At 73.0% G+C, this 23,809-nt stretch carries 16 protein-coding genes; 14 read left to right on the forward strand and 2 right to left on the reverse strand.

Translation table 11 applies throughout. From position 1 onward, the window contains the following. The first annotated feature begins 74 nt into the window (after positions 1-74). The 4 genes from coaE (at position 75) to FMM08_RS04545 (ending at position 5,718) form a co-directional block, all read left to right on the forward strand. Positions 75-1,253 carry a dephospho-CoA kinase gene (gene coaE, locus FMM08_RS04530; RefSeq protein ID WP_147925143.1) on the forward strand — a complete coding sequence of 393 codons (1,179 nt, stop codon included), beginning with the start codon at positions 75-77 and terminating at the stop codon, positions 1,251-1,253. Positions 1,254-1,320: 67 nt separating this feature from the next. After that, on the forward strand, positions 1,321-3,423 hold the full coding sequence (gene uvrB, locus FMM08_RS04535; protein WP_147925144.1) for an excinuclease ABC subunit UvrB: 2,103 nt from the start codon (positions 1,321-1,323) through the stop codon (positions 3,421-3,423). Positions 3,424-3,658: 235 nt separating this feature from the next. Continuing rightward, entirely contained in the window at positions 3,659-4,720 is a 1,062-nt protein-coding gene (locus tag FMM08_RS04540) for a TerC family protein (protein ID WP_147925145.1), read from the forward strand. 2 nt (positions 4,721-4,722) lie between these two features. Further along, positions 4,723-5,718 carry a TerC/Alx family metal homeostasis membrane protein gene (locus FMM08_RS04545; RefSeq protein ID WP_147925146.1) on the forward strand — a complete coding sequence of 332 codons (996 nt, stop codon included), beginning with the start codon at positions 4,723-4,725 and terminating at the stop codon, positions 5,716-5,718. A 124-nt stretch (positions 5,719-5,842) separates the two neighbouring features. On the opposite strand, the gene FMM08_RS04550 is transcribed toward FMM08_RS04545, so the two are convergent. Then, positions 5,843-6,484 carry an MBL fold metallo-hydrolase gene (locus FMM08_RS04550; protein WP_147925147.1) on the reverse strand — a complete coding sequence of 214 codons (642 nt, stop codon included), beginning with the start codon at positions 6,482-6,484 and terminating at the stop codon, positions 5,843-5,845. Beyond that, positions 6,484-8,334, reverse strand: a complete 1,851-nt coding sequence (locus FMM08_RS04555) for a glycoside hydrolase family 15 protein (RefSeq protein ID WP_222710441.1) — start codon at positions 8,332-8,334, stop codon at positions 6,484-6,486. The genes FMM08_RS04550 and FMM08_RS04555 overlap by 1 nt, the downstream gene beginning before the upstream one ends. A 129-nt stretch (positions 8,335-8,463) precedes the next feature. On the opposite strand from FMM08_RS04555, the gene FMM08_RS04560 reads away from it, so the two are divergent. From FMM08_RS04560 to gap, 10 genes are all read left to right on the forward strand, one after another. Continuing rightward, on the forward strand, positions 8,464-10,008 hold the full coding sequence (locus tag FMM08_RS04560; RefSeq protein WP_147925148.1) for a glucose-6-phosphate dehydrogenase: 1,545 nt from the start codon (positions 8,464-8,466) through the stop codon (positions 10,006-10,008). Positions 10,009-10,096: 88 nt separating this feature from the next. Beyond that, positions 10,097-13,057, forward strand: a complete 2,961-nt coding sequence (uvrA, locus tag FMM08_RS04565; RefSeq protein ID WP_255472045.1) for an excinuclease ABC subunit UvrA — start codon at positions 10,097-10,099, stop codon at positions 13,055-13,057. Next, complete coding sequence (locus FMM08_RS04570; protein WP_147925149.1) at positions 13,054-13,611, forward strand: Rieske (2Fe-2S) protein; 558 nt, start codon at positions 13,054-13,056, stop codon at positions 13,609-13,611. The genes uvrA and FMM08_RS04570 overlap by 4 nt, the downstream gene beginning before the upstream one ends. 731 nt (positions 13,612-14,342) lie before the next feature. After that, positions 14,343-17,024, forward strand: a complete 2,682-nt coding sequence (locus FMM08_RS04575; RefSeq protein WP_147925321.1) for an MGH1-like glycoside hydrolase domain-containing protein — start codon at positions 14,343-14,345, stop codon at positions 17,022-17,024. 51 nt (positions 17,025-17,075) lie between these two features. Next, on the forward strand, positions 17,076-17,513 hold the full coding sequence (locus FMM08_RS04580; RefSeq protein WP_147925150.1) for a hypothetical protein: 438 nt from the start codon (positions 17,076-17,078) through the stop codon (positions 17,511-17,513). A gap of 41 nt (positions 17,514-17,554) precedes the next feature. After that, entirely contained in the window at positions 17,555-19,582 is a 2,028-nt protein-coding gene (uvrC, locus tag FMM08_RS04585) for an excinuclease ABC subunit UvrC (protein WP_147925151.1), read from the forward strand. A 22-nt stretch (positions 19,583-19,604) separates the two neighbouring features. Continuing rightward, a complete protein-coding gene (gene rapZ / locus FMM08_RS04590; RefSeq protein ID WP_255472048.1) occupies positions 19,605-20,573 on the forward strand; it encodes an RNase adapter RapZ in 969 nt (322 codons plus the stop codon). A gap of 7 nt (positions 20,574-20,580) precedes the next feature. Next, positions 20,581-21,591, forward strand: a complete 1,011-nt coding sequence (locus FMM08_RS04595) for a gluconeogenesis factor YvcK family protein (RefSeq protein WP_255472049.1) — start codon at positions 20,581-20,583, stop codon at positions 21,589-21,591. 187 nt (positions 21,592-21,778) lie between these two features. Continuing rightward, positions 21,779-22,759, forward strand: a complete 981-nt coding sequence (whiA, locus tag FMM08_RS04600; protein WP_147925153.1) for a DNA-binding protein WhiA — start codon at positions 21,779-21,781, stop codon at positions 22,757-22,759. Positions 22,760-22,810: 51 nt separating this feature from the next. Continuing rightward, on the forward strand, positions 22,811-23,806 hold the full coding sequence (gene gap, locus FMM08_RS04605; RefSeq protein WP_147925154.1) for a type I glyceraldehyde-3-phosphate dehydrogenase: 996 nt from the start codon (positions 22,811-22,813) through the stop codon (positions 23,804-23,806). Positions 23,807-23,809 lie beyond the last annotated feature (3 nt).

A 23,809-nucleotide genomic window follows, 5' to 3' on the forward strand; every position in this document is an offset into this window, starting at 1 on the left:
GAGGCCCCGCAGCCCCTTCCCAGGGGGTGCGGGGCCTCGCCCGTGTCCGGCCGTCCCCGCCGTAGGGTCACCGGGTGCTGTTCGTGGGGCTGACCGGTGGCGTGGGTGCGGGCAAGAGCACGGCGGCCGCCGCGCTGCGGGACCTGGGGGCGGTGGTGGTCGACGCCGACGCCATCGCGCGGGAGGTGGTCGCGCCGGGCACGCCCGGGCTCGCCGCCGTCGTCGCCGAGTTCGGGGAGGGCGTGCTGGGTGCCGACGGAGCGCTCGACCGCCCGGCGCTGGGGCGGGTGGTCTTCGCGGACCCGCAGCGGCGTCGGGCGCTGGAGGCGATCACCCACCCCCTGGTGCTGGAGCGCACCGAGGCCCTCGTGGCCGCGGCGGTGGCGGCCGACCCCACCGCCGTCGTCGTCCATGACATCCCGCTGCTCGTGGAGCTGCGCCGCACGGATTGGTACCACCTCGTGCTGGCGGTCATGGCGGACGAGGGGGTGCGGCTGCGCCGGCTCGTGGAGGGCCGCGGGATGGCGGACGACGACGCGCGCGCCCGCGTCGCGGCGCAGGCCGACGACGACGCCCGCCGCACCGCGTCCGACGTGCTGCTCGACGGCTCCGGCTCCCCGGAGGACCTGGCGGACCAGCTGAGGGGGCTGTGGGTCGAGCGGCTGTCGCCGTTCGAGGAGCACCTGCGCACCGGTGTGCGGGCGCCGCGCCCGGACCACCCGGTGCTCGTGCCGGCGGACCCGGCGTGGGCGGTGGCGGGGGAGCGTCTGGTGGCGCGCGTCGCGCGGGCCGCGGGGGGGCGCGCGCTGGACGTGCAGCACACCGGCTCGACGGCGGTGCCCGGCCTGCTGGCGAAGGACTGCATCGACCTGCAGGTCGTCTGCGCGGACCTCGCGACGGCCCGGGAGGTGGCCGCAGACCTGCGCTCCGCCGGGCTCGTGGCGGAGGCGGGGGAGTGGTGGGACGAGCCGACGTCGCGCCGGGGCCAGGGGGGCGAGGCCTACCGGCGCGTGCCGAAGGCCTTCGCCGCGAACGCCGACCCGGGCAGGCTCGTCAACTGCCACGTGCGCGACGCCGCCAACCCCGAGGCGCGCGAGGTGCTGGCCTTCCGCGACGCCCTGCGCGCCGACCCGCACGCCCGCGAGGCGTACGCACTGCTCAAGCGCGGTCTGGCGCTGAAGCACCGCGACATCGACAGCTACGCGGCAGGCAAGACCGAGTTCATCGCCGAGGTGCTGTCCCGCGCGTCGTGATCGTCGGGCACCTGGTGGGCACCTGCTGGGAACAGCGGATGTCAGACCCGGCGTTCAGACTGTCACCATGCGCCCGGTCACCGATCTCCAGCGTCGCGTCGCGCCCTTCACCGTCGAGTCCGAGTTCTCGCCCGCCGGTGACCAGCCGACAGCCATCGCCGACATCACCCGCCGCATCCGCGCCGGTGAGAAGGACGTCGTGCTGCTGGGCGCCACGGGCACCGGCAAGTCCGCGACCACGGCGTGGACGATCGAGCAGCTGCAGCGGCCGACGCTGGTGCTGGCGCCCAACAAGACCCTCGCCGCGCAGCTGGCGAACGAGTTCCGCGAGCTGCTGCCGAACAACGCCGTCGAGTACTTCGTCTCGTACTACGACTACTACCAGCCCGAGGCGTACGTCCCGCAGTCCGACACCTACATCGAGAAGGACTCCTCCATCAACGAGGAGGTCGAGCGGCTGAGGCACTCGGCGACCAACTCGCTGCTGACCCGCCGCGACGTCGTCGTGGTGGCGTCGGTCTCGTGCATCTACGGCCTGGGCACGCCGCAGGAGTACGTCGACAGGATGGTGACGCTGAAGGTCGGGGACACCGTCGAGCGGGACGACCTGCTCCGCCAGTTCGTCACCATGCAGTACACCCGCAACGACCTGTCGTTCACCCGCGGCACCTTCCGCGTCCGGGGTGACACGATCGAGATCATCCCGGTGTACGAGGAGCACGCGATCCGCATCGAGATGTTCGGTGACGAGATCGAGAAGCTCTACCTGCTGCACCCCCTCACCGGCGAGGTGCTGCGCGACGAGCAGACGATGCACCTCTTCCCGGCCACGCACTACGTCGCAGGGCCAGAGCGCATGGAGCGGGCCATCGGCACCATCGAGGCCGAGCTGGCGTCCCGCCTGGCCGAGATGGAGGCGCAGGGCAAGCTGCTCGAGGCCCAGCGGCTGCGCATGAGGACCACCTACGACATCGAGATGATGCGCCAGGTCGGCACGTGCGCCGGGATCGAGAACTACTCCCGCCACATCGACGGCCGCGCTCCCGGCACCGCCCCGCACACGCTGCTCGACTACTTCCCCGAGGACTTCCTGCTCGTCATCGACGAGTCCCACGTCACCGTGCCGCAGATCGGCGCCATGTACGAGGGCGACATGAGCCGCAAGCGCACCCTGGTCGACCACGGCTTCCGCCTGCCCTCCGCCATGGACAACCGCCCGCTGACGTGGGAGGAGTTCCTCGAGCGGATCGGGCAGACGGTCTACCTGTCGGCCACCCCCGGCGACTACGAGATGTCGCGCGTCGGGGGGGAGTTCGTCGAGCAGGTCATCCGCCCCACGGGCCTCATCGACCCGCAGGTGGTGCTGCGGCCCACGAAGGGCCAGATCGACGACCTGCTCGGGCAGATCCGCGAGCGCGCGGCCAAGGACGAGCGCGTCCTGGTCACCACGCTCACCAAGAAGATGGCCGAGGACCTCACCGACTACCTGCTGGACCAGGGCGTGCGGGTGCGCTACCTGCACTCCGAGGTCGACACGCTGCGCCGCGTGGAGCTGCTGCGCGAGCTGCGCCAGGGCGACTACGACGTGCTCGTGGGCATCAACCTGCTCCGCGAGGGCCTCGACCTGCCGGAGGTGAGCCTGGTGAGCATCCTCGACGCCGACAAGGAGGGCTTCCTGCGCTCGGCGCGCTCGCTCATCCAGACCATCGGCCGCGCGGCCCGCAACGTCTCCGGCCAGGTGCACATGTACGCGGACCGGGTGACGCCGTCGATGGAGCAGGCCATCGACGAGACCAACCGCCGCCGCGAGAAGCAGATCGCCTACAACCGCGAGCGCGGTGTCGACCCGATGCCGCTGCGCAAGAAGATCGCGGACATCACCGACCTCATCGCCCGGGAGGACGCCGACACGGCCGCGCTGCTCGGTGGTGGTGGGCGTCAGCAGTCGCGGGGGAAGGCGCCCGTCCCCGGCATGGCGTCGAAGGGGGCCGAGGGCCGTTCGACCGCGGGCATGGCGGGCGCCGAGCTGTCCGACCTCATCCAGCAGCTGTCCGACCAGATGCACGCCGCGGCCGCGGAGCTGCAGTTCGAGCTGGCGGCGCGGTTGCGCGACGAGATCGGCGACCTCAAGCGCGAGCTGCGGGGCATGCAGCGGGCCACGACCGTCTGACGGGCTGGTCGCGCGGGCGGCGGGCGGGCGGCTCGCCCGTCTGATCGTCACAGCGTGCCGCGGGCGGATGTTCAAGGTACGGTAAAGAGAACGTGAGGGGAGTATCCCTGCGCGCAGGTCCGTCATCACGGATCCCGGTCGGTGCCGGGACCCGGGCCTGCGGCTGACCGGCCCACCGCCGGCAGTGGGAGAGACCTCCGGTCATTTCGCATCAGCTCGAAAACCGGAGGTTCTGATGGACGTCCCCCTCTGGCTGTGGGGAGCCACCCTCGCCGCCATCCTCGGCATGATCGTGTACGACTTCGTCGGGCACGTGCGCACGCCGCACGCCCCGACCATCCGCGAGGCCGCCATCTGGTCCGCGGCGTACGTGGGCATCGCCGTGCTCTTCGGCCTGGGCATCCTCGTCTTCTACGGCGGGCAGTACGGCGGGGAGTACTTCGCCGGGTACATCACGGAGAAGGCGCTCAGCGTCGACAACCTCTTCGTGTTCGTGCTGATCCTCGGCAGCTTCGGCGTCCCGCGCGAGTACCAGCAGAAGGTGCTGCTCATCGGCATCGCCATCGCCATCGTGCTCCGCGGCATCTTCATCGCGGTGGGTGCCGCGGCCATCCAGAACTTCTCCTGGATCTTCTGGATCTTCGGCGCCATCCTCATCTACACGGCGATCGCCCAGGTGAGGGCCCAGAACGACCACGACGAGGAGTTCAAGGAGAACGCGGTCCTGCGCTTCACCAAGCGCGTGCTGCCGACCACCGACGACTACCACGGCGACAAGTTCACGACGAAGATCGACGGCAAGCGGTTCGTCACCCCGATGCTCGTCGTGATCATCGCCATCGGGACGGCCGACCTGATCTTCGCCGTCGACTCGATCCCGGCCATCTTCGGCCTCACCCAGGAGGCCTACCTGGTCTTCGCCGCCAACGCGTTCTCGCTGCTCGGCCTGCGTCAGCTGTACTTCCTCATCGACGGCCTCCTCGACCGCCTCGTGTACCTGCACTACGGCCTCGCCGCGATCCTCGCCTTCATCGGCGCCAAGCTGATCATCCACGCCATGCACGAGAACGAGCTGCCGTTCCTCAACGGCGGCGAGCACATCACCGCCATCCCGGAGATCTCCACGCCCGTGTCGCTAGGGTTCATCGTCGTCGCGCTCGCAGTCACCACGGTGCTGAGCCTGCGCAAGTCCAAGAAGGACTCGCAGTCGGGCGCCGGCAAGGACTCCGAGCGTGAGGGGAACACGATGAGCAGCACCACTGGAGCCGGCACAGGCTCCACCCGCCAGGACGGCTGACGGTGCAGGAGCTGCCGACCTGGTTCGAGGTCGGCACTCTCATCGCGCTCGTGGGGCTGCTGCTCGCCGACCTGCTGGTCGTCGGGCGGCGGCCCCACGTGCCGTCCACCAAGGAGAGCGCCCTGTGGGTCTCCTTCTACGTGGCCCTCGCCATCGTCTTCGGCGTGGTCATGCTCCTCATCCCCGGCGGAGGCACCGAACCGGCGTCGGAGTTCTTCGCCGGGTGGATCACCGAGTACTCGCTCAGCGTCGACAACCTCTTCGTCTTCGTCATCATCATGTCGAGGTTCGCGGTGCCCGCGGAGGACCAGCAGAAGGTCCTCATGGTGGGCATCCTCATCGCGCTGGTGCTGCGAGGGATCTTCATCCTGCTCGGGGCAGCGGTCATCGAGCAGTTCAGCTGGGTGTTCTACATCTTCGGCGCGTTCCTCATCTACACCGCGGTCAAGCTGGTGCTCGACAGGGACGAGGACGAGGAGTACGAGGACAACGTCCTCATCCGCCGGATGCGGAAGGTGCTGCCCCTCAGCGAGCACTACGACGGCGCGAAGGTCCGCACCGTGGTGGACGGCAAGAAGCTGTTCACCCCGATGGTCATCGTGTTCTTCGCCATCGGCAGCACCGACCTGCTGTTCGCGCTCGACTCGATCCCGGCGATCTTCGGCCTCACCGAGGACCCGTTCATCGTGTTCACCGCCAACCTCTTCGCGCTCATGGGGCTGCGCCAGCTGTACTTCCTGCTGGGCGGTCTGCTGGACCGGCTCGTCTACCTGTCCATCGGACTGGCGGTGGTGCTCGGCGGCATCGGCGTGAAGCTGGTGCTGGAGGCGCTGCACACCAACGAGCTGCCGTTCCTCAACGGCGGCGAGCCGTTCCCGTGGGCCCCGGAGGTCCCGATCTGGGTCTCGCTGGTGTTCATCGTGGCCGTCCTGGCCATCACCACGGTGGCGAGCCTGCTGCGCAGCCGCCAGCTGGAGCGCCGGGGCGAGAAGGCCTGAGGGCCTGACGGCCCCCGTCGACGGCACGACCGGCAAGGGCCGTCGTCCTCCCCGCGGGGGAGGACGACGGCCCCTTGCGTGCGCACGACGTTCTCAGACCGTGCCGGGTCGTCTCAGGGGGAGGTCACCAGCCGCGCGCCCGGTACTCGCCCAGGCGCGGCCTCTCGGCGCCGAGCGTCGTGGTCTCCCCGTGGCCGGGGTGCACCACGGTGCTGTCGGGCAGGACGGCGAAGACGCGCTCCTCCAGGTCGTCCATGAGCGAGGTGAAGTCCTCCGGCGACCACGTCCTGCCCGGCCCGCCCGGGAACAGGGAGTCACCGGTGAACAGGTGCGCCACCTCGCCCTCGGCCCCGGGCAGCGCCCCCGCCGGCAGCAGCAGCGCCACCGACCCCGGTGTGTGACCGCGCAGGGCCGTGACGCCCAGCTCGTGCTCGCCGACGCGCACGACGTCGCCGTGGCGCAGGCGGCGGTCGGGCGCCAGCGGCAGCGCGTCGGCGTCGTCGTCGCCAGCCGCGGTGGTGGCGCCGGTGGCGGCCGCGAAGCGGACGAGGGCGCCGGTGTGGTCGTCGTGGCGGTGCGTCGTCACCACCAGGCCCTGGCCCCGGCGCTCCGCCGGCAGGGCCTCCTCCAGCAGCTCCAGGAGCCGGTCGGGCTCGGCCGCCGCGTCGACGAGCAGCCAGGCGCCGCTGCCTCCCGGCACGGCGTCCGTCAGCAGGTGGGCGCGGTTGTCCATCGGCCCCACCGAGACCGTCCGCAGGTCCAGCATCAGCGCTCCAGCTCCTGTCCGTCGGGCCGTCCTGCGCGCTGGTCCGCCGCGGCCAGCGCGTCCGCCGCTCTCACGAGCGCCAGGTGGGACAGCGCCTGCGGAGTGTTGCCCAGCTGGTGGCCCCCGTGCACGTCATACTCCTCGGAGAGCAGGCCGACGTCGTTGCGCAGCTCCAGCAGGCGGCGCATGAGGGCGTGCCCGGCCTCGGCCCGGCCGCTGCGGGCGTACTGCTCCACGAGCCAGAACGAGCAGGCCAGGAACGGGTGCTCGCCGGGGGGGAGGCCGTCGGAGGACGCCTCGGTGCGGTAGCGCAGCACCAGCCCGTCCGGCAGGAGGTCGGACTCGATCGCGGCCACGGTGGCGAGCATCGCCGGGTGGTCGGGCTCGACGAAGCCCACCTGAGGCAGCTGCAGCAGCGAGGCGTCCACCTCGCGCGTCCCGTAGTGCTGCACGAAGCAGCCGCGACCGGGTCGGTCGGGCGTCCCGGTGTCGACGCCGTGCTCGAGGACCTCGTCGCGCACCTGGTCGCGCAGGACCTCCCACTGCTCCGCGGGCCCGTCGAGGCCCCTCTCGCGCACGGCGCGCACGCCGCGGTCCAGCGCGGCCCACACCATGACCCGTGAGTGCACGTAGAACTGCTCCGGCCCGCGCATCTCCCAGATGCCGGAGTCCTTGCGGTCGCTGTGCGACACCACGAAGTCGAGGAGGGCGCGCTGCATCGGCCAGGAGAACTCGTCCTCCGCCAGCCCCGCGCGGCGCGCGGCGTCGAGCGCCACCATCACCTCGCCGAGCACGTCCGCCTGGTACTGCTCGACCGCGCCGTTGCCGATCCGCACCGGCTTCGCGCCGCCGAAGCCGGGCAGGTGGTCCAGCTCGCGCTCGGGCAGGTCCCGCGCGCCGTCCACCGCGTACATGATCTGCACGTCCTCGGGGTCTCCGGCGATGGCGCGCAGCAGCCACCCCCGCCACTCCCGCGCCTCCTCGGTGTACCCGTGCTCCAGGAGCGCCTCGAGCGTGAGGGCCGCGTCGCGCAGCCAGCAGAAGCGGTAGTCCCAGTTGCGGGTGCCTCCGGGCATCTCGGGCAGCGACGTCGTGGCGGCCGCGACGATGCCGCCGGTGTCCTCGTGGGTGAGGGCCCGCAGCACCAGCAGGGAGCGGACGACGGCGGCGGCGTACGGACCCTCCGCCGCCGGACCGTCGCCGCGCGCCGCCCACTCGTGCCACCACCGGCGGGTGGCCTCGAGGCGGTCGGAGACGGACATCGCCGCCGGCGGCTCGCGGTGGGACGGGTACCAGGTGAGCACGGTGTCGACCACCTGCCCCGCGGACACCTTGACCTTGCCGACGTGGGTGCGCCCCTTCGCCTTGGGCAGCTTGCCGGTGGTCCGCAGCAGCACCGCGTCCGGGCCGGCGCTGGCCAGCAGCCCCTTCGCCGCGTCACCCTTGCCGCCCACCCGGCGGACCCACGGCACCACCGAGCCGTACCCGAAGCGGATCACCAGCTCCTGGCGCAGCTCCACGTCACCCGACACACCGACCACCCGCCGCACGAGGTCGGCGCGCCGGTCCCCCATGGGCATGCAGTCGACGACGTCCACCACGCCGCCGTCCTCCAGCGTCCACCGGGTGCGCAGCAGGAAGGAGTCGCCCTCGTAGGCGCGCTCCACCGACACCACCGCCGGCCCGTCCTCGGGCGGCGCGATGGTCCAGTGGCCGTGCTCGCGGGTCCCCAGCAGCGCCGCGAACGCCGCGGGAGAGTCGAACCGCGGCAGGCACATCCAGTCGATCGACCCGCGCTCGCTCACCAGGGCCGCGGTGTGGCAGTCGCCCACGAGGGCGTAGTCCTCGATCCAGTGCCGCGGCTGGTCGGCTCGCTGGTCGGCTCGCTGGTCGGACTGCTGGTCGGACTGCTGGTCGGTGGTGGTCGCTGGCACGGCGTCATCGTGCACCCGTCCCCGATCTTCGGCAGGCTGAGGGCCGTGAGCGAGCGCGAGGAGCAGGCGACCGGCGGTACCGAGAGCGGTCGCGGCGGCAGCAGCGGACCCGAGCAGCCCGGCGGCGGCGGCCACGGGGCCTCCGGAGCGCGGGGCCACTCCGGCGGCGACCCCGTCGCCACCCTGCTGGTGCTGGGCGCCAGCGGTGACCTCGCCTCCCGCCTCCTGCTGCCCGGGTTGGCCCGCCTGCTCGTCTCCGACCGCAACGAGGACCCGGGCCACGGCCACGGGGCGTCCCTGCAGCTGGTGGGGGCGGGCTCGGAGGACTGGGACGACGACCGCTGGCGCGAGGTCGTCACGAAGGCCTTCGCCGACGCGGAGCACCACGAGGACGCCGACCGCCCCGGAGGCTGGGAGGCGGTGTGCGCCGTCCGCGACGCCAGCCGCTACCGGCAGGTGGACGTCACCGACCCGGACGCGCTGACCGACCTCCTGCACTCCTGCACCGCCCCGGTGGCGGTCTACTTCGCCCTCCCACCCGCCATCACGGCCACGGCCTGCGAGAACCTCGTCGGCAAGCAGCTGCCGGAGAGCACCCGGCTGGTCATGGAGAAGCCGTTCGGCTCCGACGAGGCCTCGGCCCACCACCTCAACGAGGTGGTCGCCCAGCTCGTCCCCGAGGAGCACGTGCACCGGGTCGACCACTTCCTGGGCACCTCCGCGGTGCTCAACGTCTTCGGCGTGCGCTTCGCCAACCGGCTCTTCGAGCCGACGTGGAACGCCAGCCACGTCGAGCGGGTGGACGTCGTCTACGACGAGGACCTCGGCCTCGAGGGCAGGGCCCGGTACTACGACAGGGCCGGCGCGCTGAAGGACATGATCCAGAGCCACCTGCTGCAGGTGCTCGCCGTGCTCGCCATGGACGCCCCCGCCGCCCTCGACGAGCGCGAGTTCCGGGACCGCAAGGCCCAGCTGCTGCGGGCCACGCGCCTGGCCGGCTCCCCGCAGGAGGCCAGCCGGCGAGCCGTCTACACGGCCGGGCGCATGGGGGAGCGCGACCTGCCCGACTACCAGTCCGAGGACGGCGTCGACCCCTCTCGCCAGACCGAGACCCTCGCCGAGGTGGTGCTGCACGTCGACACCTGGCGCTGGGCGGGCGTGCCGTTCCGGCTGCGATCGGGCAAGGGCCTGGGGCGGGCCCGCAAGGAGGCGGTCATCACCTTCAAGCCGGTGCCCCACCTCATGGAGGGCCTGCGCGGCGAGGCGCGCCCCACGAGGCTGAGGCTCTCGTTCAAGCCGGGGACCATCAACCTCGACCTGACGGTGAACGCCGAGGGCGACCCCTTCGACCTCGAGGAGGCCACCCTGAGCGCGCAGCTGGGCGACTCCCAGCTGCCGGCCTACGGCGAGGTCCTCGCCGGCGTGCTCGACGGCGACCCGCTGCTGTCGGTGCGCGGCGACACCGCCGAGGACTGCTGGCGGATCCTCGCCCCCGTCATCGCCGCGTGGGAGGCCGACGAGGTGCCGCTGGAGACCTACCCGGCCGGCAGCGGCGGCCCCGAGCCCACCGAGACCTTCCCCGCCGTGTGACCCCTGGTGCGGCGGCGGGTGTGACCCAGGTCGCCCGCCGTCGCGCGCTCGGTCGCGCTGTCGGTGGTGCGACCTACAGTTGACGTCCGTGGATCGACTCGTCGTGCAAGGCGCCCGTGAGCACAACCTCAAGGACGTCTCCCTGGACCTCCCCCGCGACGCGATGATCGTGTTCACGGGCCTGTCGGGCTCGGGCAAGTCCAGCCTGGCGTTCGACACGATCTTCGCCGAGGGCCAGCGCCGCTACGTCGAGTCGCTGTCCGCCTACGCCCGCCAGTTCCTGGGCCAGATGGACAAGCCCGACGTCGACTTCATCGAGGGGCTCTCGCCCGCGGTCTCGATCGATCAGAAGTCGACCAGCCGCAACCCCCGCTCCACCGTCGGCACGATCACCGAGATCTACGACTACCTGCGCCTGCTGTGGGCGCGGGCGGGGCGCGCGCACTGCCCGACCTGCGGGGAGCCGGTGGCGCGCCAGACCCCGCAGCAGATCGTCGACAGGCTCCTGGAGCTCCCGGAGACGACGCGGTTCCAGGTGCTGGCGCCCGTGGTCCGCGGCCGCAAGGGCGAGTTCGTCGACCTGTTCACCGACCTGCAGGCCAAGGGCTACGCCCGGGTGCGGGTGGACGGCGAGACGCTGCAGCTGAGCGACGCCGCGAGCCGCCCGACCCTCGACAAGCGCAAGAAGCACACCATCGAGGTGGTGGTCGACCGCCTCGTCATGCGCGAGGGCGTGCAGCGACGCCTCACCGACTCCGTGGAGACCGCCCTCGGCCTGGCGGACGGCGTGCTCCTCGTGGAGCTGGTCGAGCGGAAGCCGGCCGACGGCGAGGAGAGCAGCGCGTCGTCCGACGGCCCGACGGTGATGCGCTTCTCGGAGAAGCTCGCCTGCCCCAACGACCACCCCCTCGCACTGGAGGAGGTCGAGCCGCGCACCTTCTCCTTCAACGCCCCCTACGGCGCCTGCCCGGAGTGCTCGGGCATCGGCACGCGCCTCGAGGTCGACCCCGAGCTGGTCGTCCCCGACCCCGACCAGACCCTCGCCGAGGGGGCGATCGCCCCCTGGAACGGGGCCGGCAGCAGCGAGTACCACCAGCGGCTCATCGGCGGCCTGGCCCAGCAGCTCGGCTTCTCCGTCGACGTCCCGTGGCGGGCCCTGCCGGAGCGCGCCACGCAGGCGCTGCTGAACGGCGAGGGCTACGAGGTGCACGTCACCTACAAGAACCGCTGGGGGCGCGAGCGCTCGTACACCACCGGCTTCGAGGGCGTCCTGCCCTTCATCAAGCGACGCCACTCCGAGACCGAGTCCGACAGCTCGCGCGAGCGCCTCGAGGGCTACATGCGCGAGGTCCCGTGCCGCGTCTGCGGCGGCGCGCGCCTGCGCCCCGAGGTGCTGGCCGTCACGGTGGGCGGAAAGTCCATCGCCCAGGCCTGCGCCCTGCCGGTCGCCGAGCTGCGCGGGTGGCTCGACACCCTCGAGCTCACCGCCCGGGAGGCGCAGATCGCCGCCGCCGTCCTCAAGGAGGTGCTGGCGCGCGTCCAGTTCCTCGTCGACGTCGGCCTCACCTACCTGTCGCTCGACAGGGCCTCCGGAACGCTGTCGGGCGGTGAGGCGCAGCGCATCCGCCTGGCCACGCAGATCGGGTCGGGCCTGGTGGGCGTGCTCTACGTGCTCGACGAGCCGAGCATCGGACTGCACCAGCGCGACAACCGCCGCCTCATCGAGACCCTCACGCGCCTGCGCGACCTGGGCAACACCCTCATCGTGGTCGAGCACGACGAGGACACCATCCACGTGGCCGACTGGGTGGTCGACATCGGCCCGGGCGCCGGCGAGCACGGGGGCCAGGTGGTCCACTCCGGACCCGTCGCCGAGCTCCTGGCCAACACCGGCTCCATGACCGGCGACTACCTCGCAGGGCGACGCGCCGTCCCCGTGCCCGCGGAGCGCCGCCCGGTGGACCGCGAGCGGGTGGTGAAGGTGGTCGGGGCGCGCGAGAACAACCTGCGCGGCATCGACGTCGAGCTGCCGCTCGGCGTGCTCACGGTCGTGACGGGCGTGTCGGGCTCGGGCAAGTCCAGCCTGGTGAACGACATCCTCTACAAGGTGCTGGCCAACCGGCTCAACGGCGCCCGCCAGGTGCCCGGGCGCCACACCCGCGTCGAGGGCGTGGACCAGCTCGACAAGGTGGTCCACGTCGACCAGAGCCCCATCGGCCGCACCCCGCGCTCGAACCCCGCCACCTACACCGGCGTCTGGGACGTGGTGCGCTCGCTGTTCGCGGAGACCACCGAGGCGAAGGTGCGCGGCTACCAGGCGGGGCGGTTCTCCTTCAACGTCAAGGGCGGCCGCTGCGAGCACTGCAGCGGCGACGGCACCATCAAGATCGAGATGAACTTCCTCCCGGACGTCTACGTGCCGTGCGAGGTCTGCCACGGGGCGCGGTACAACCGCGAGACCCTCGAGGTCCACTTCAAGGGCAAGACCGTGGCCGACGTGCTCGACATGCCCATCGAGGAGGCCGCCGAGTTCTTCGCCGCGGTGCCGCGCATCGCCCGCTACCTCAAGACCCTGGTCGACGTGGGGCTCGGCTACGTCCGCCTCGGCCAGCCGGCGCCCACGCTGTCGGGTGGCGAGGCGCAGCGCGTCAAGCTCGCCAGCGAGCTGCAGCGCCGCTCCACGGGCCGCACGGTCTACGTGCTCGACGAGCCCACGACGGGTCTGCACTTCGAAGACGTCCGCAAGCTCCTGGAGGTGCTCCAGGGCCTGGCGGACAAGGGCAACACGGTGGTGGTCATCGAGCACAACCTCGACGTCATCAAGAGCGCGGACTGGGTGCTCGACATGGGTCCCGAGGGCGGCTCCGGCGGTGGCAAGCTCATCGCCGCGGGCACCCCCGAGCAGCTCGCCGCCGCGCACGAGAAGACCGGCAGCCACACCGGCCGCTTCCTCGGCCCCGTGCTGGAGACCGCGCGCCAGCGCGGCACGGAGGTCAGCGCCGTCGACGTCAGGAAGGACGCAGCCGCAGCGCCTAGCCTCACCTCATGACGACGGAACCGCAGACAGCCGAGTCCCGCCACGCCACGACCGACCCCTCCTCAGCCGCTCCCGCGGAAGAGATCTCTGCACGCGTGCTGCCGTGCTCGCGCCGGGCCCTGCTCGCGCGCGCCGGGGCCGGCGGCGCCGTGCTCGGCGCCGCCGGCCTGCTCGCCGCGTGCGGCGGCACCGGCGAGCCCGCCGGGTCCGCAGGTGGCGACACCGCCTCCGCCTCCGGCTCGGACAGCTCCGCTGCCGGTGGCAGCGGCTCGGGCGCCGGGGTCGCGGCCTCCGAGGTGCCCGAGGGCACCGCGGTGGTCGTGCAGGTGGGGGGCGAGGACGTGGTGCTGGCGCAGCCCACGGCCGGCCAGTACGTCGCGTTCTCGGCGGTCTGCACCCACGCCGGTGGCAAGGTCCAGGCCGACCAGGGCACCGAGGTGCGCTGTCCGCTGCACGGCAGCGTCTTCGACGCCGGCAAGGACGGTGAGGTGCTGCAGGGCCCGGCCACCTCACCGCTGCCCGCCAAGACCGTGACGCAGGAGGGCGACCAGCTCCTCGTCAGCTGAGCTCGCGCGGGCCGCCTCCCGTCCGCTCGCGGACCAGAGAGGCGGTCCGCCATCCCGCAGCGGCTGCGGCCCCACGAGGAGCCCAACGGCTCCTGCCAGCAGGACGACGCCCGGCGCGCGCGGGATCGCGGAACCGCTCGTACGGCGGAGCCGGTACCGCGCCGTCCCGCACAGCGGCTCCGGTGAGGGCCGCGTCAGGCACCTGCAGCCGCGGCACGGCGAAGGCGACCCCGCCGTCCTCCACGGCCGACGGCCGGCTGCGGGCGCGGCCGTGGAGGACCACAGCCACCACGGGCTGGGAGCCGTTCTCACGGCTCTCGGTGCCGGGGCCACCTGCAGGGCGGTCGTGCGCGGCCCCGCCCACCCGACGAAGACGTGCAGCGTGCCGACGCCGAGCCTCCGGCGCCGCCGGAGGTCGCCTCGACGTCCTCGAAGATGCTCCGACGACCTGAGGACCGGCGAGTCGCCCGAGCGGCACCTGGAGGGCCTCCTGCCCGTCGGCCGAGGGGCAGACGCGCGTTCCGAGGCGGGTCCGGGCCACGGGGTCGCGGGGCGTCAGCACGCGCGGGCCCGTCAGGTGGCAGGGTGTCGCCGTGCCCTCCGCTCCCACCGGCGGCTCTCCCGCCGGCGCCTCTCGCGACGCCTCGACCACCGCCGGCGCCACCGGGCCCGCTGCGCCTGCGGGCCCCGACGCGACGACGGCCCCGGTCGGCCACCACGCCGAGCCCGTCGTGCCGCCGCAGACCGCCGAGCACGCGCGGCTCGACGAGTGCACCGGCTCCGCGGGCCCGTGGCGCCTGTGGGGCCCGTACCTGGCGGGGCGCCAGTGGGGCACCGTCCGCGAGGACTACTCCGCCGACGGCGACGCGTGGCGCTCCTTCCCCTTCGACCACGCCCGCTCCCGCGCCTACCGCTGGGGCGAGGACGGCCTGGGCGGGTTCTGCGACAGGTTCGGCTTCCTCAACCTGGCTGTGGCGATGTGGAACGGCAAGGACCCCTTCCTCAAGGAGCGCCTGTTCGGCCTCACCAACGAGGAGGGCAACCACGGCGAGGACGCCAAGGAGCACTGGTGGGCCGTGGACGGCACGCCCACGCACTCCTGGGCCCAGTGGCTGTACCGGTACCCGCAGGCGGAGTTCCCCTACCAGCGGCTGCGGGAGGAGAACGCCCGCCGCAGCCGGGACGAGCGCGAGTTCGAGCTGTCCGACACCGGCGTCCTCGACGAGGACCGCTTCTTCGACGTGCAGGTCACCTACGCCAAGGCAGCCCCCGATGACGTCTGCGTGGTCGTCGAGGCGACCAACCACGGCCCGGAGGCCGCGCCACTGCACCTGCTGCCGCAGCTGTGGTTCCGCAACACCTGGTCCTGGGGGCGCGACCTGCGCCGCGGCGTGCTCAGCCAGCTGCTCGCCCCCACCCTCACCGTGCCGGGCCTGGAGGCCGTCGAGGCCGAGCACGGGTACCTCGGCCGGTACGTGCTGGCCGCCGAGGGCTCCCCGGCGGTGCTGTTCTGCGACAACGAGACCAACGCGGCGCTGCTCTTCGGCGACCAGCGCTCCAGCAGCCCCCGCTTCCCCAAGGACGGCGTCGACAGGGCCGTCGTCCAGGGCGACTCCAGCGGCGTGAACCCCGCTGACACGGGCACGAAGGCCGCGTTCTGGTACCACTGGAAGAGCGTGGCGCCGGGGGAGACGGTCACGGTGCGCCTGCGCCTCACGCCGTCGGACCCCACGCAGGCCACGTTCGGCCCCGGCTTCGACGACGTCGTGGCCGCGCGCCGCGCCGAGGCCGACGAGTTCTACGAGACCGTCATCGACCCGTCCCTGCCCGAGGCCGACCGGCACGTGGCGCGCCGCGCCTACGCGGGCCTGCTGTGGACCAAGCAGCTGTACAGGTTCGACGTGGCGCAGTGGCTCGACGGCGACCCCAGTGCGCCGTCCCCCGCCGAGCGCGACGCGACCGGACGGCGCAACACCACGTGGCGCCACGTGGCCCTGGCCGACGTCATCTCCATGCCCGACGAGTGGGAGTACCCCTGGTTCGCGGCCTGGGACACCGCCTTCCACACCATCCCCCTGGCGCACGTCGACCCCGACTTCGCCAAGGAGCAGCTGGTGCTCATGTGCCGCGAGTGGGCCATGCACCCCAACGGCCAGCTGCCCGCCTACGAGTGGGAGTTCGGCGACGTCAACCCGCCCGTGCACGCCTGGGCCGCCTGGCACGTGTACCGGATCGACGGCTACCGCGACCGCGACTTCCTCATCCGCGTCTTCACCAAGCTGCTGCTGAACTTCTCGTGGTGGGTGAACCGCAAGGACGCCTCCGGCTCCAACCTCTTCGAAGGCGGCTTCCTCGGGATGGACAACATCGCCCTGTTCGACAGGTCCGCGCCGCTGCCGCCCGGCTACCGCCTGGAGCAGTCCGACGCCACCAGCTGGATGGCGTTCTACTGCCAGCAGATGTTCAAGATCGCCCTCGAGCTGAGCCGGCACGACCGCGCCTGGGACGACACCGCCACCAAGTTCCTCGAGCACTTCCTGTCCATCGCGCAGGCGATGAACAGCTTCGGCACCCGCGGCGCCAAGCTCTGGGACGACGACGACGGCTTCTTCTACGACGTCCTCGTCGACCCCTCCGGCCACGCCGAGCCGATGCGGGTCCGCTCGATGGTGGGCCTGCTGCCGATCCTCGGCGCCACCGAGGTGCCCGCGTGGATCTCCACCGAGTGCCCCGACGTCACCACCCGCCTGCGGTGGCTGCAGCGGCGCCGCCCGGAGGTCATGGGCCCGCTGCGCTCGCGGTCGGGCCCCGACGGGCGGCGCATGCTGCTGTCCCTCGTGGGGCCGGAGCGGCTGCGCCGCATCCTGGAGCGGATGTTCGACACCGAGGAGTTCTGGACGCCCTACGGCATCCGGTCCCTCTCGCGCTCCACCGGCCAGGTGTACGCCAACGTGGGTGGGCGCGACGTGTCCCTGGAGTACGAGCCGGGGGAGAGCCGCACCGGCCTGTTCGGCGGCAACTCCAACTGGCGCGGCCCGATCTGGTTCCCGGTCAACGTGCTCCTCGCCGACAAGCTGCGCACGATGGGCCGCCACTACGGCGACACCTTCACGATCGAGGTGCCCACGGGCTCGGGCAACGTCGTGACCCTCGACCAGGCCGCCGACCTGATCGACGGCGGGCTGACCGCGCTGTTCCGCCCCGACCCCGCCCGCGGGGACCGCCGTCCCACCGACGGCGACCGCGTGGAGGCGAGCGACTCCCCGCTGTGGCGCGAGCAGGTCACCTTCAGCGAGTTCTTCGACGGCGACACCGGCGAGGGCCTCGGCGCCACCCACCAGACGGGGTGGACGGCCCTGGTCGCGCACCTGCTCAACCCGCGCCTGCCCGCCGACCCCCGCCGCATGGGCTGAGCGCCAGCGGGCTGCAAGCGGCTCGCAAGGGCGCGGCGGCACCGTCGTCCCATGAGCAGCCAGCACAGCCCCAGCAAGCACACCCCCGGCCGGCCCAGCGGTGCAGCCCCCGCCGAGGTTCTCGTCAGCCCGGTGTGGGTGCTGCGCGGGATCATGAACGACCCCGGCTACCTCGTCGCCGCCGGGGGGCGCCTCGTCCTGGTGGCCGAGCACGCCGACGGGCCGGCCTTCGACGTGGGCCTGGCCGAGCTCACCGACGTCCAGTGGCCGTGGTGGTGGTTCGGCGGGGGCTTCCGGGCCACCGTGCGGGGCACCCGCCACAAGCTGACCTTCGTGCGGCCGAACGGCGCGCCCGGCCCGGACCGGGGCCTGCTCTCGCTGGTCGACTCCTCGCTGTGGGACGGCGGCGGTCACTCCTTGGCCGGCCTCGCCGACGTGGTCGAGGGTCGGGCCCAGGCGAAGCTCTGGCGCGAGGTCCTGCCGGGCTGAGCCCGAGCCGGGCTGTCGCACGGTCTGCTTACGCTTCTCGGGTGACGAACCCCGCCTCCTACCGCCCGAAGCCGGGGGAGGTGCCCGACTCCCCGGGCGTGTACCGGTTCCGCGACCCGCAGGGCCGCGTGGTCTACGTCGGCAAGGCCAAGAGCCTGCGGCAGCGGCTGGCCAACTACTTCCAGCCGCTGCACGCGCTGCACCCCCGCACCGCCACGATGGTCACCACCGCTGCGAGCGTCGAGTGGACGGTGGTGAGCACCGAGGTCGAGGCCCTCCAGCTGGAGTACTCCTGGATCAAGGAGTACGACCCGCGCTTCAACGTCAAGTACCGCGACGACAAGTCCTACCCCTACCTCGCGGTGACGATGGGCGAGGAGTTCCCGCGGGTCCAGGTGCTGCGCGGCGCCAAGCGCAAGGGCACCCGCTACTTCGGGCCCTACGCGCACGCCTGGGCCATCCGCGAGACCGTCGACCTGCTCCTGCGCGTCTTCCCCGTGCGCACCTGCTCCACGGGCGTCTTCAAGCGCGCCGGCCAGGTGGGCAGGCCCTGCCTGCTGGGGTACATCGACAAGTGCTCCGCGCCCTGCGTCGGGAAGGTCAGCCCCGAGGAGCACCGCGCGCTGGCCCAGGAGTTCGCCGACTTCATGGGCGGTTCCACCGCCAAGTACGTCAAGCGCGTCGAGGCGCAGATGCGCGAGGCCGCCGCCGAGATGGACTTCGAGCGGGCCGCGCGCCTGCGCGACGACGCCGGCGCGCTGCGCAAGGCCCTCGAGAAGAGCGCCGTGGTCCTCCCGGACGCCACCGACGCCGACGTCTTCGCCCTCGCCGAGGACGAGCTCGAGGCCGCCGTCCAGGTCTTCCACGTCCGCGGCGGCCGCGTCCGCGGCCAGCGCGGGTGGGTGGTGGAGAAGGTCGAGGACGTCACCACCGCCGACCTCGTCCAGCACCTGCTGCAGCAGGTCTACGGCGGAGCGTCCGACGACGGAGGAGCCGACGACGGTGGCCCGGGGGAGCAGGTCCCGCGCGAGGTGCTCGTCCCCGTCGAGCCGGCCGACTCCGAGCAGACCGCGGCCTGGCTCTCGCGCCTGCGGGGTTCGCGGGTGGACGTGCGCGTCCCGCAGCGCGGTGACAAGCGGGCCCTGCTGGAGACCGTGGAGCGCAACGCCACCGGCGCCCTGAACCTCCACAAGACCCGCCGCGGCGGGGACCTCACGAGCCGGTCCCTGGCCCTGCAGGAGCTCCAGGAGGCGCTCGGGCTGGACGAGGCCCCGCTGCGCATCGAGTGCTACGACGTCTCCCACCTGCAGGGCAGCGAGGTCGTGGCGTCCATGGTCGTCTTCGAGGACGGCCTTCCGCGCAAGAGCGAGTACCGGAAGTTCAACGTCCGCGGGGACGGACCCGACGGCCGGACGGACGACCTCGCGTCGATGAACGAGGTGCTCACCCGCCGCTTCCGCCGCCACGTCGACCAGCAGGCCGCCGACGGCGCCCGCGACGGCGAGCTCGTCGAGCAGGTCAGCGGGCCTGTCAGCGGAGAGGTCCAGCCGGGCATCGACCCCACCACCGGGCGCGCGCGCCGCTTCGCCTACGCGCCGCAGCTCGTCGTCGTCGACGGCGGGCAGCCGCAGGTCGAGGCCGCCGCGGCCGCGCTCGCGGACGTCGGCGTCACCGACGTCGCCCTGTGCGGCCTGGCCAAGCGGCTGGAGGAGGTGTGGCTGCCGGGGGAGGACCACCCCGTCGTCCTGCCGCGCACCAGCGAGGGCCTCTACCTGCTGCAGCGCCTGCGCGACGAGGCCCACCGGTTCGCCATCAGCCACCACCGCTCCAAGCGCAGCAAGACGATGACCACGAGCGCCCTCGACGGGGTCCCCGGCCTCGGGCCGGCGCGCAAGCAGGCGCTCATGGCGAGGTTCGGAACGCTGAAGGCGCTGCGCGCCGCCACCCCCGAGCAGGTCGCCGAGGTGCCAGGGGTCGGCCCCGCGACCGCGGCGGCCGTGGTCGCCGCGCTCGCCGCCGACGCCCCCGCACCGGCCGTCGACACCGCCACCGGGGAGCTCGTGGAGTGACGCGATGGGCCAGGATGGCGGCGTGAGCGCGCCGCCCGAGCACCCTCAGCCCCAGCAGCAGCCTCCCCAGCCGCCCCAGCAGGAGGGCGAGCACGACCTGCTCGTCATCACCGGCCTGTCCGGGGCGGGCCGGTCGACCGTGGCCCACGTCCTGGAGGACCTCGGCTGGTACGTCGTCGACAACCTGCCGCCGCAGATGCTCGGGCCGCTCGCGCAGCTCGCGGCGCAGACCTCCACCGCCGTCCCCAAGGTGGCCGTGGTGCTCGACGTGCGCGGCCGCGGGTTCTCCGCCGACCTCGCCGCGGCCCTGGCGGAGGTCCGCGTGCGGCGCAGCATCCTCTTCCTCGAGGCGAGCGACGCGGTGCTGGTCCGCAGGTTCGAGTCCGTGCGGCGGCCCCACCCGCTGCAGGAGGAGGGGCGCATCCTCGACGGCATCGAGACCGAGCGCGAGCTCCTGCGCGACCTGCGCGCGGCCGCCGACGTGGTCATCGACACCTCCGACCTCAACGTCCACCAGCTCGCCGCCTCCATCACCCGCGCCTTCGGCGAGGCCGAGGCCACCCGGCTGCGGCTGACGCTGCTGTCGTTCGGCTTCAAGTACGGCCTGCCCACCGACGCCGACCACGTCGTCGACGTGAGGTTCCTGCCCAACCCGCACTGGATCCCCGAACTGCGGCCCCTCACCGGCCGGGACGCGCCCGTGGCCGGCTTCGTGCTGGGGCAGGACGGCGCGGAGGAGTTCCTCGACAGGTACGCCGCCGCCCTGCAGCCGGTCATCGCGGGCTACCAGCGAGAGCACCGCCGGTACGCCACCGTCGCCATCGGCTGCACGGGCGGCAAGCACCGCTCCGTGGCCATGACGGAGGCGCTGGCCGCGCGGCTGCAGGCGCTCGCCGACGCCGCCACCTCGTCGTCGGCCCCGCCCGAGGGGGCCGAGGAGCACCCGGCGCCCGTGCTGCGGGTCGCCCACCGCGACCTCGGGCGAGAGTGAGGGCCGCGTGAGACCGGGCGTCGGCCCCGGCAGCGGGCTCGCTCCCGGTGTGCAGCCGGGGTCCGGCCCCGCCGTCGTCGCGTGCGGCGGCGGTCACGGCCTGGCCGCCTCCCTGCAGGCGCTGCGGCACCTGTCGGACAGGATCACGGCCGTCGTCACGGTCGCCGACGACGGCGGCTCCAGCGGCCGCCTGCGCGCGGAGCTGGGCATCATGCCGCCGGGGGACCTGCGGATGGCGCTCGCGGCGCTGTGCGACGACACCGAGTGGGGCCGCACCTGGCGCGACGTGCTGCAGCACCGCTTCACCGGGGACGGGCCGCTGGCCGACCACGCCGTCGGCAACCTCCTCATCGCCGCCCTGTGGCAGCGCCTGGGTGACAGCGTCGAGGGGCTCGACCTCGTCGGCCGGCTGCTCGGCGCGCGCGGCCGGGTGCTGCCGATGTCGTCCGTGCCGCTGGAGATCGAGGCGGACGTGCGCGTGAGCGCCACGCGCTCGGCGCCCGCCCGCCGGGAGGTGGTGCGCGGCCAGAAGGCCGTGGCCACCACGCGCGGCACCGTGGAGGAGGTGCGCCTGCTGCCGGTGGACCCCCCGGCCCGCCCGGAGGTGGTCGAGGCGGTCCGCGCCGCCGACTGGGTGGTCCTGGGTCCCGGCAGCTGGTTCACCAGCGTCATGCCGCACCTGCTGGTGCCGGACCTGGCCGCCGCCCTGCGCGAGACCCGAGCCCGCCGCTGCCTGGTGCTCAACCTCGTCAGCGAGAGGGGGGAGACCAGTGGCCTGAGTCCCGCGGCGCACGTGCGGGCGCTCACCGCCCACGCCCGCGGGCTGCGGTTCGACGTGGTGCTGGCCGACCCGAGCGCCGTGGAGGACGTCGAGGCCCTGGTGGCCGCCGCCGAGGACGCCGGCGCGCGGCTCGTGCTGCGCCAGGTCCGCCGCGGGCGCACCGCCGAGCACGACCCGCTGCGCCTGGCCGCCGCCCTGCGGGACGTGCTGGAGGGCTCCTGGGGCGACGTGTCCTGACCTCCGGGGAGGCCGGGCCCCGCGTGGTGGTCGCGCAGGCGCCGTTCCGGTCGAGGTCCGGCGGAGGGCGGTGAAGAGGGTCTGACCAGCCCCCTCCTGGCCCCGGACTGATCAGGCCGACCTAGTCACACCGGTGGAATTCGGCGAGTCGTCCCCCCGGGCGTGTCGCGGTGGCACCATGGCTGGCATGGCACTGACGGCACAGGTGAAGGACGAGCTCAGCCGTCTTCCCATCCAGCGCTCCTGCTGCCGCAAGGCCGAGGTGTCGGCCCTGCTGCGCTTCGCGGGGGGCCTGCACATCATCGCCGGCCGCGTGGTGGTGGAGGCGGAGCTCGACACCGGCGCCGCCGCGCGCCGGCTGCGGCGCGACCTGGCCGACGTGTACCGCGCGGCCAGCGAGGTGCTCGTGGTGGCCGGCGGCGGGCTGCGGCGCGGCTCGCGCTACGTCGTCAGGGTGGTGCACAACGCCGAGTCGCTGGCCCACCAGACGGGGCTGCTCGACCAGCGCGGCCGTCCCGTGCGCGGCCTGCCGCCCCAGGTGGTGGCCGGTGCGGTCTGCGACGCCGAGTCCGCCTGGCGCGGCGCGTTCCTCGCGCACGGCTCGCTCACCGAGCCCGGCCGCTCCTCGGCCCTGGAGATCACCTGTCCCGGCCCCGAGGCCGCGCTGGCGCTGGTGGGGGCCGCTCGCCGCCTCGACATCCAGGCCAAGGCCCGCGACGTCCGCGGCACCGACCGCGTGGTCATCCGTGACGGCGAGGCCATCGGCGACCTGCTCACCCACCTGGGCGCCCACGGCGCGAAGCTCGTGTGGGAGGAGCGGCGGATGCGCCGGGAGGTGCGCGCCACCGCCAACCGCCTGGCCAACTTCGACGACGCCAACCTGCGCCGCTCGGCGCGCGCCGCGGTGGCCGCCGGCTCCCGCGTGGAGCGCGCCCTGGAGATCCTCGGGGAGGAGGTGCCCGAGCACCTGCGGGTGGCCGGCGCGCTGCGCCTGGAGCACAAGCAGGCCTCCCTGGAGGAGCTCGGTGCGCTCGCCGACCCCCCGATGAGCAAGGACGCCGTGGCGGGCCGCATCCGCCGCCTGCTGGCCATGGCCGACCGCCGCGCCCAGGAGCTCGGGATGCCGGGCACCGAGGCCAACCTGACCCCTGACATGTTGGACGCCTGAGGTGCCCTAGGGTCTGTGGCGACCCCTGCCACCCCTTCATGGAGGCGCTCTGTGACCATCCGCGTGGGCATCAACGGCTTCGGCCGCATCGGCCGCAACTTCTTCCGCGCCGTCCAGGCGTCGGGCGCTGACGTCGAGATCGTCGGCGTCAACGACCTCACGGACAACGCGACCCTCGCCCACCTGCTCGCCTACGACTCGGTCCTCGGCCGTCTCGAGGGCGTGTCCACCTCCGGCGACGAGATCTCCGTCAACGGCAAGAGCTTCAAGGCCCTCGCCGTGCGCAACCCCGCTGAGCTCCCCTGGGGCGAGCTGGGTGCGGACGTCGTCGTGGAGTCGACCGGCATCTTCACCGACGCCACCAAGGCGAAGGCCCACCTCGACGGCGGCGCCAAGAAGGTCATCATCTCCGCCCCGGCGAAGAACGAGGACATCACGGTCGTCATGGGCGTGAACGACGGCGACTACGACGCCGCCGCCCACAACATCATCTCCAACGCGTCGTGCACCACGAACTGCCTCGCCCCGATGGCCAAGGCCATCGACGACGAGTTCGGCATCCTGCGCGGCCTCATGACCACGGTGCACGCCTACACGCAGGACCAGAACCTGCAGGACGGCCCGCACTCCGACCTGCGCCGCGCCCGCGCCGCCGCCATCAACATCGTCCCCACCTCCACCGGTGCGGCGAAGGCGATCGGCCTGGTGCTCCCGCAGCTCAAGGGCAAGCTCGACGGCTACGCGCTGCGCGTCCCGGTCCCGACCGGCTCCGCCACCGACCTCACCGTCACCGTCGGTCGCGAGACCACGGTCGACGAGGTCAACGCCGTGGTGAAGGCCGCTGCCGAGGGCCCGCTCAAGGGCTACCTCAAGTACACGACGGACCCGATCGTCTCCTCGGACATCGTCACCGACCCGTCCTCCTGCATCTTCGACGCCGGCCTGACCAAGGTCATCGGCGACCAGGTGAAGGTGGTCGGCTGGTACGACAACGAGTGGGGCTACTCCAACCGCCTCGTCGACCTGGTGAAGCTCGTCGGGGCCTGAGCC

It is taken from the genome of Quadrisphaera setariae (assembly GCF_008041935.1).
In the GTDB taxonomy this organism is placed as follows: Bacteria; Actinomycetota; Actinomycetes; order Actinomycetales; family Quadrisphaeraceae; genus Quadrisphaera; species Quadrisphaera setariae.

What these genes read in the sequence shown, in the direction of transcription:
- uvrB (WP_147925144.1), top strand. Translation starts at nt 1,321, where the DNA reads ATGCGCCCGGTCACCGATCTCCAGCGTCGCGTCGCGCCCTTCACCGTC.
- FMM08_RS04540 (WP_147925145.1), top strand. Translation starts at nt 3,659, where the DNA reads ATGGACGTCCCCCTCTGGCTGTGGGGAGCCACCCTCGCCGCCATCCTC.
- FMM08_RS04550 (WP_147925147.1), bottom strand. Translation starts at nt 6,484, where the DNA reads ATGCTGGACCTGCGGACGGTCTCGGTGGGGCCGATGGACAACCGCGCC.
- FMM08_RS04570 (WP_147925149.1), top strand. Translation starts at nt 13,054, where the DNA reads ATGACGACGGAACCGCAGACAGCCGAGTCCCGCCACGCCACGACCGAC.
- FMM08_RS04580 (WP_147925150.1), top strand. Translation starts at nt 17,076, where the DNA reads ATGAGCAGCCAGCACAGCCCCAGCAAGCACACCCCCGGCCGGCCCAGC.
- whiA (WP_147925153.1), top strand. Translation starts at nt 21,779, where the DNA reads ATGGCACTGACGGCACAGGTGAAGGACGAGCTCAGCCGTCTTCCCATC.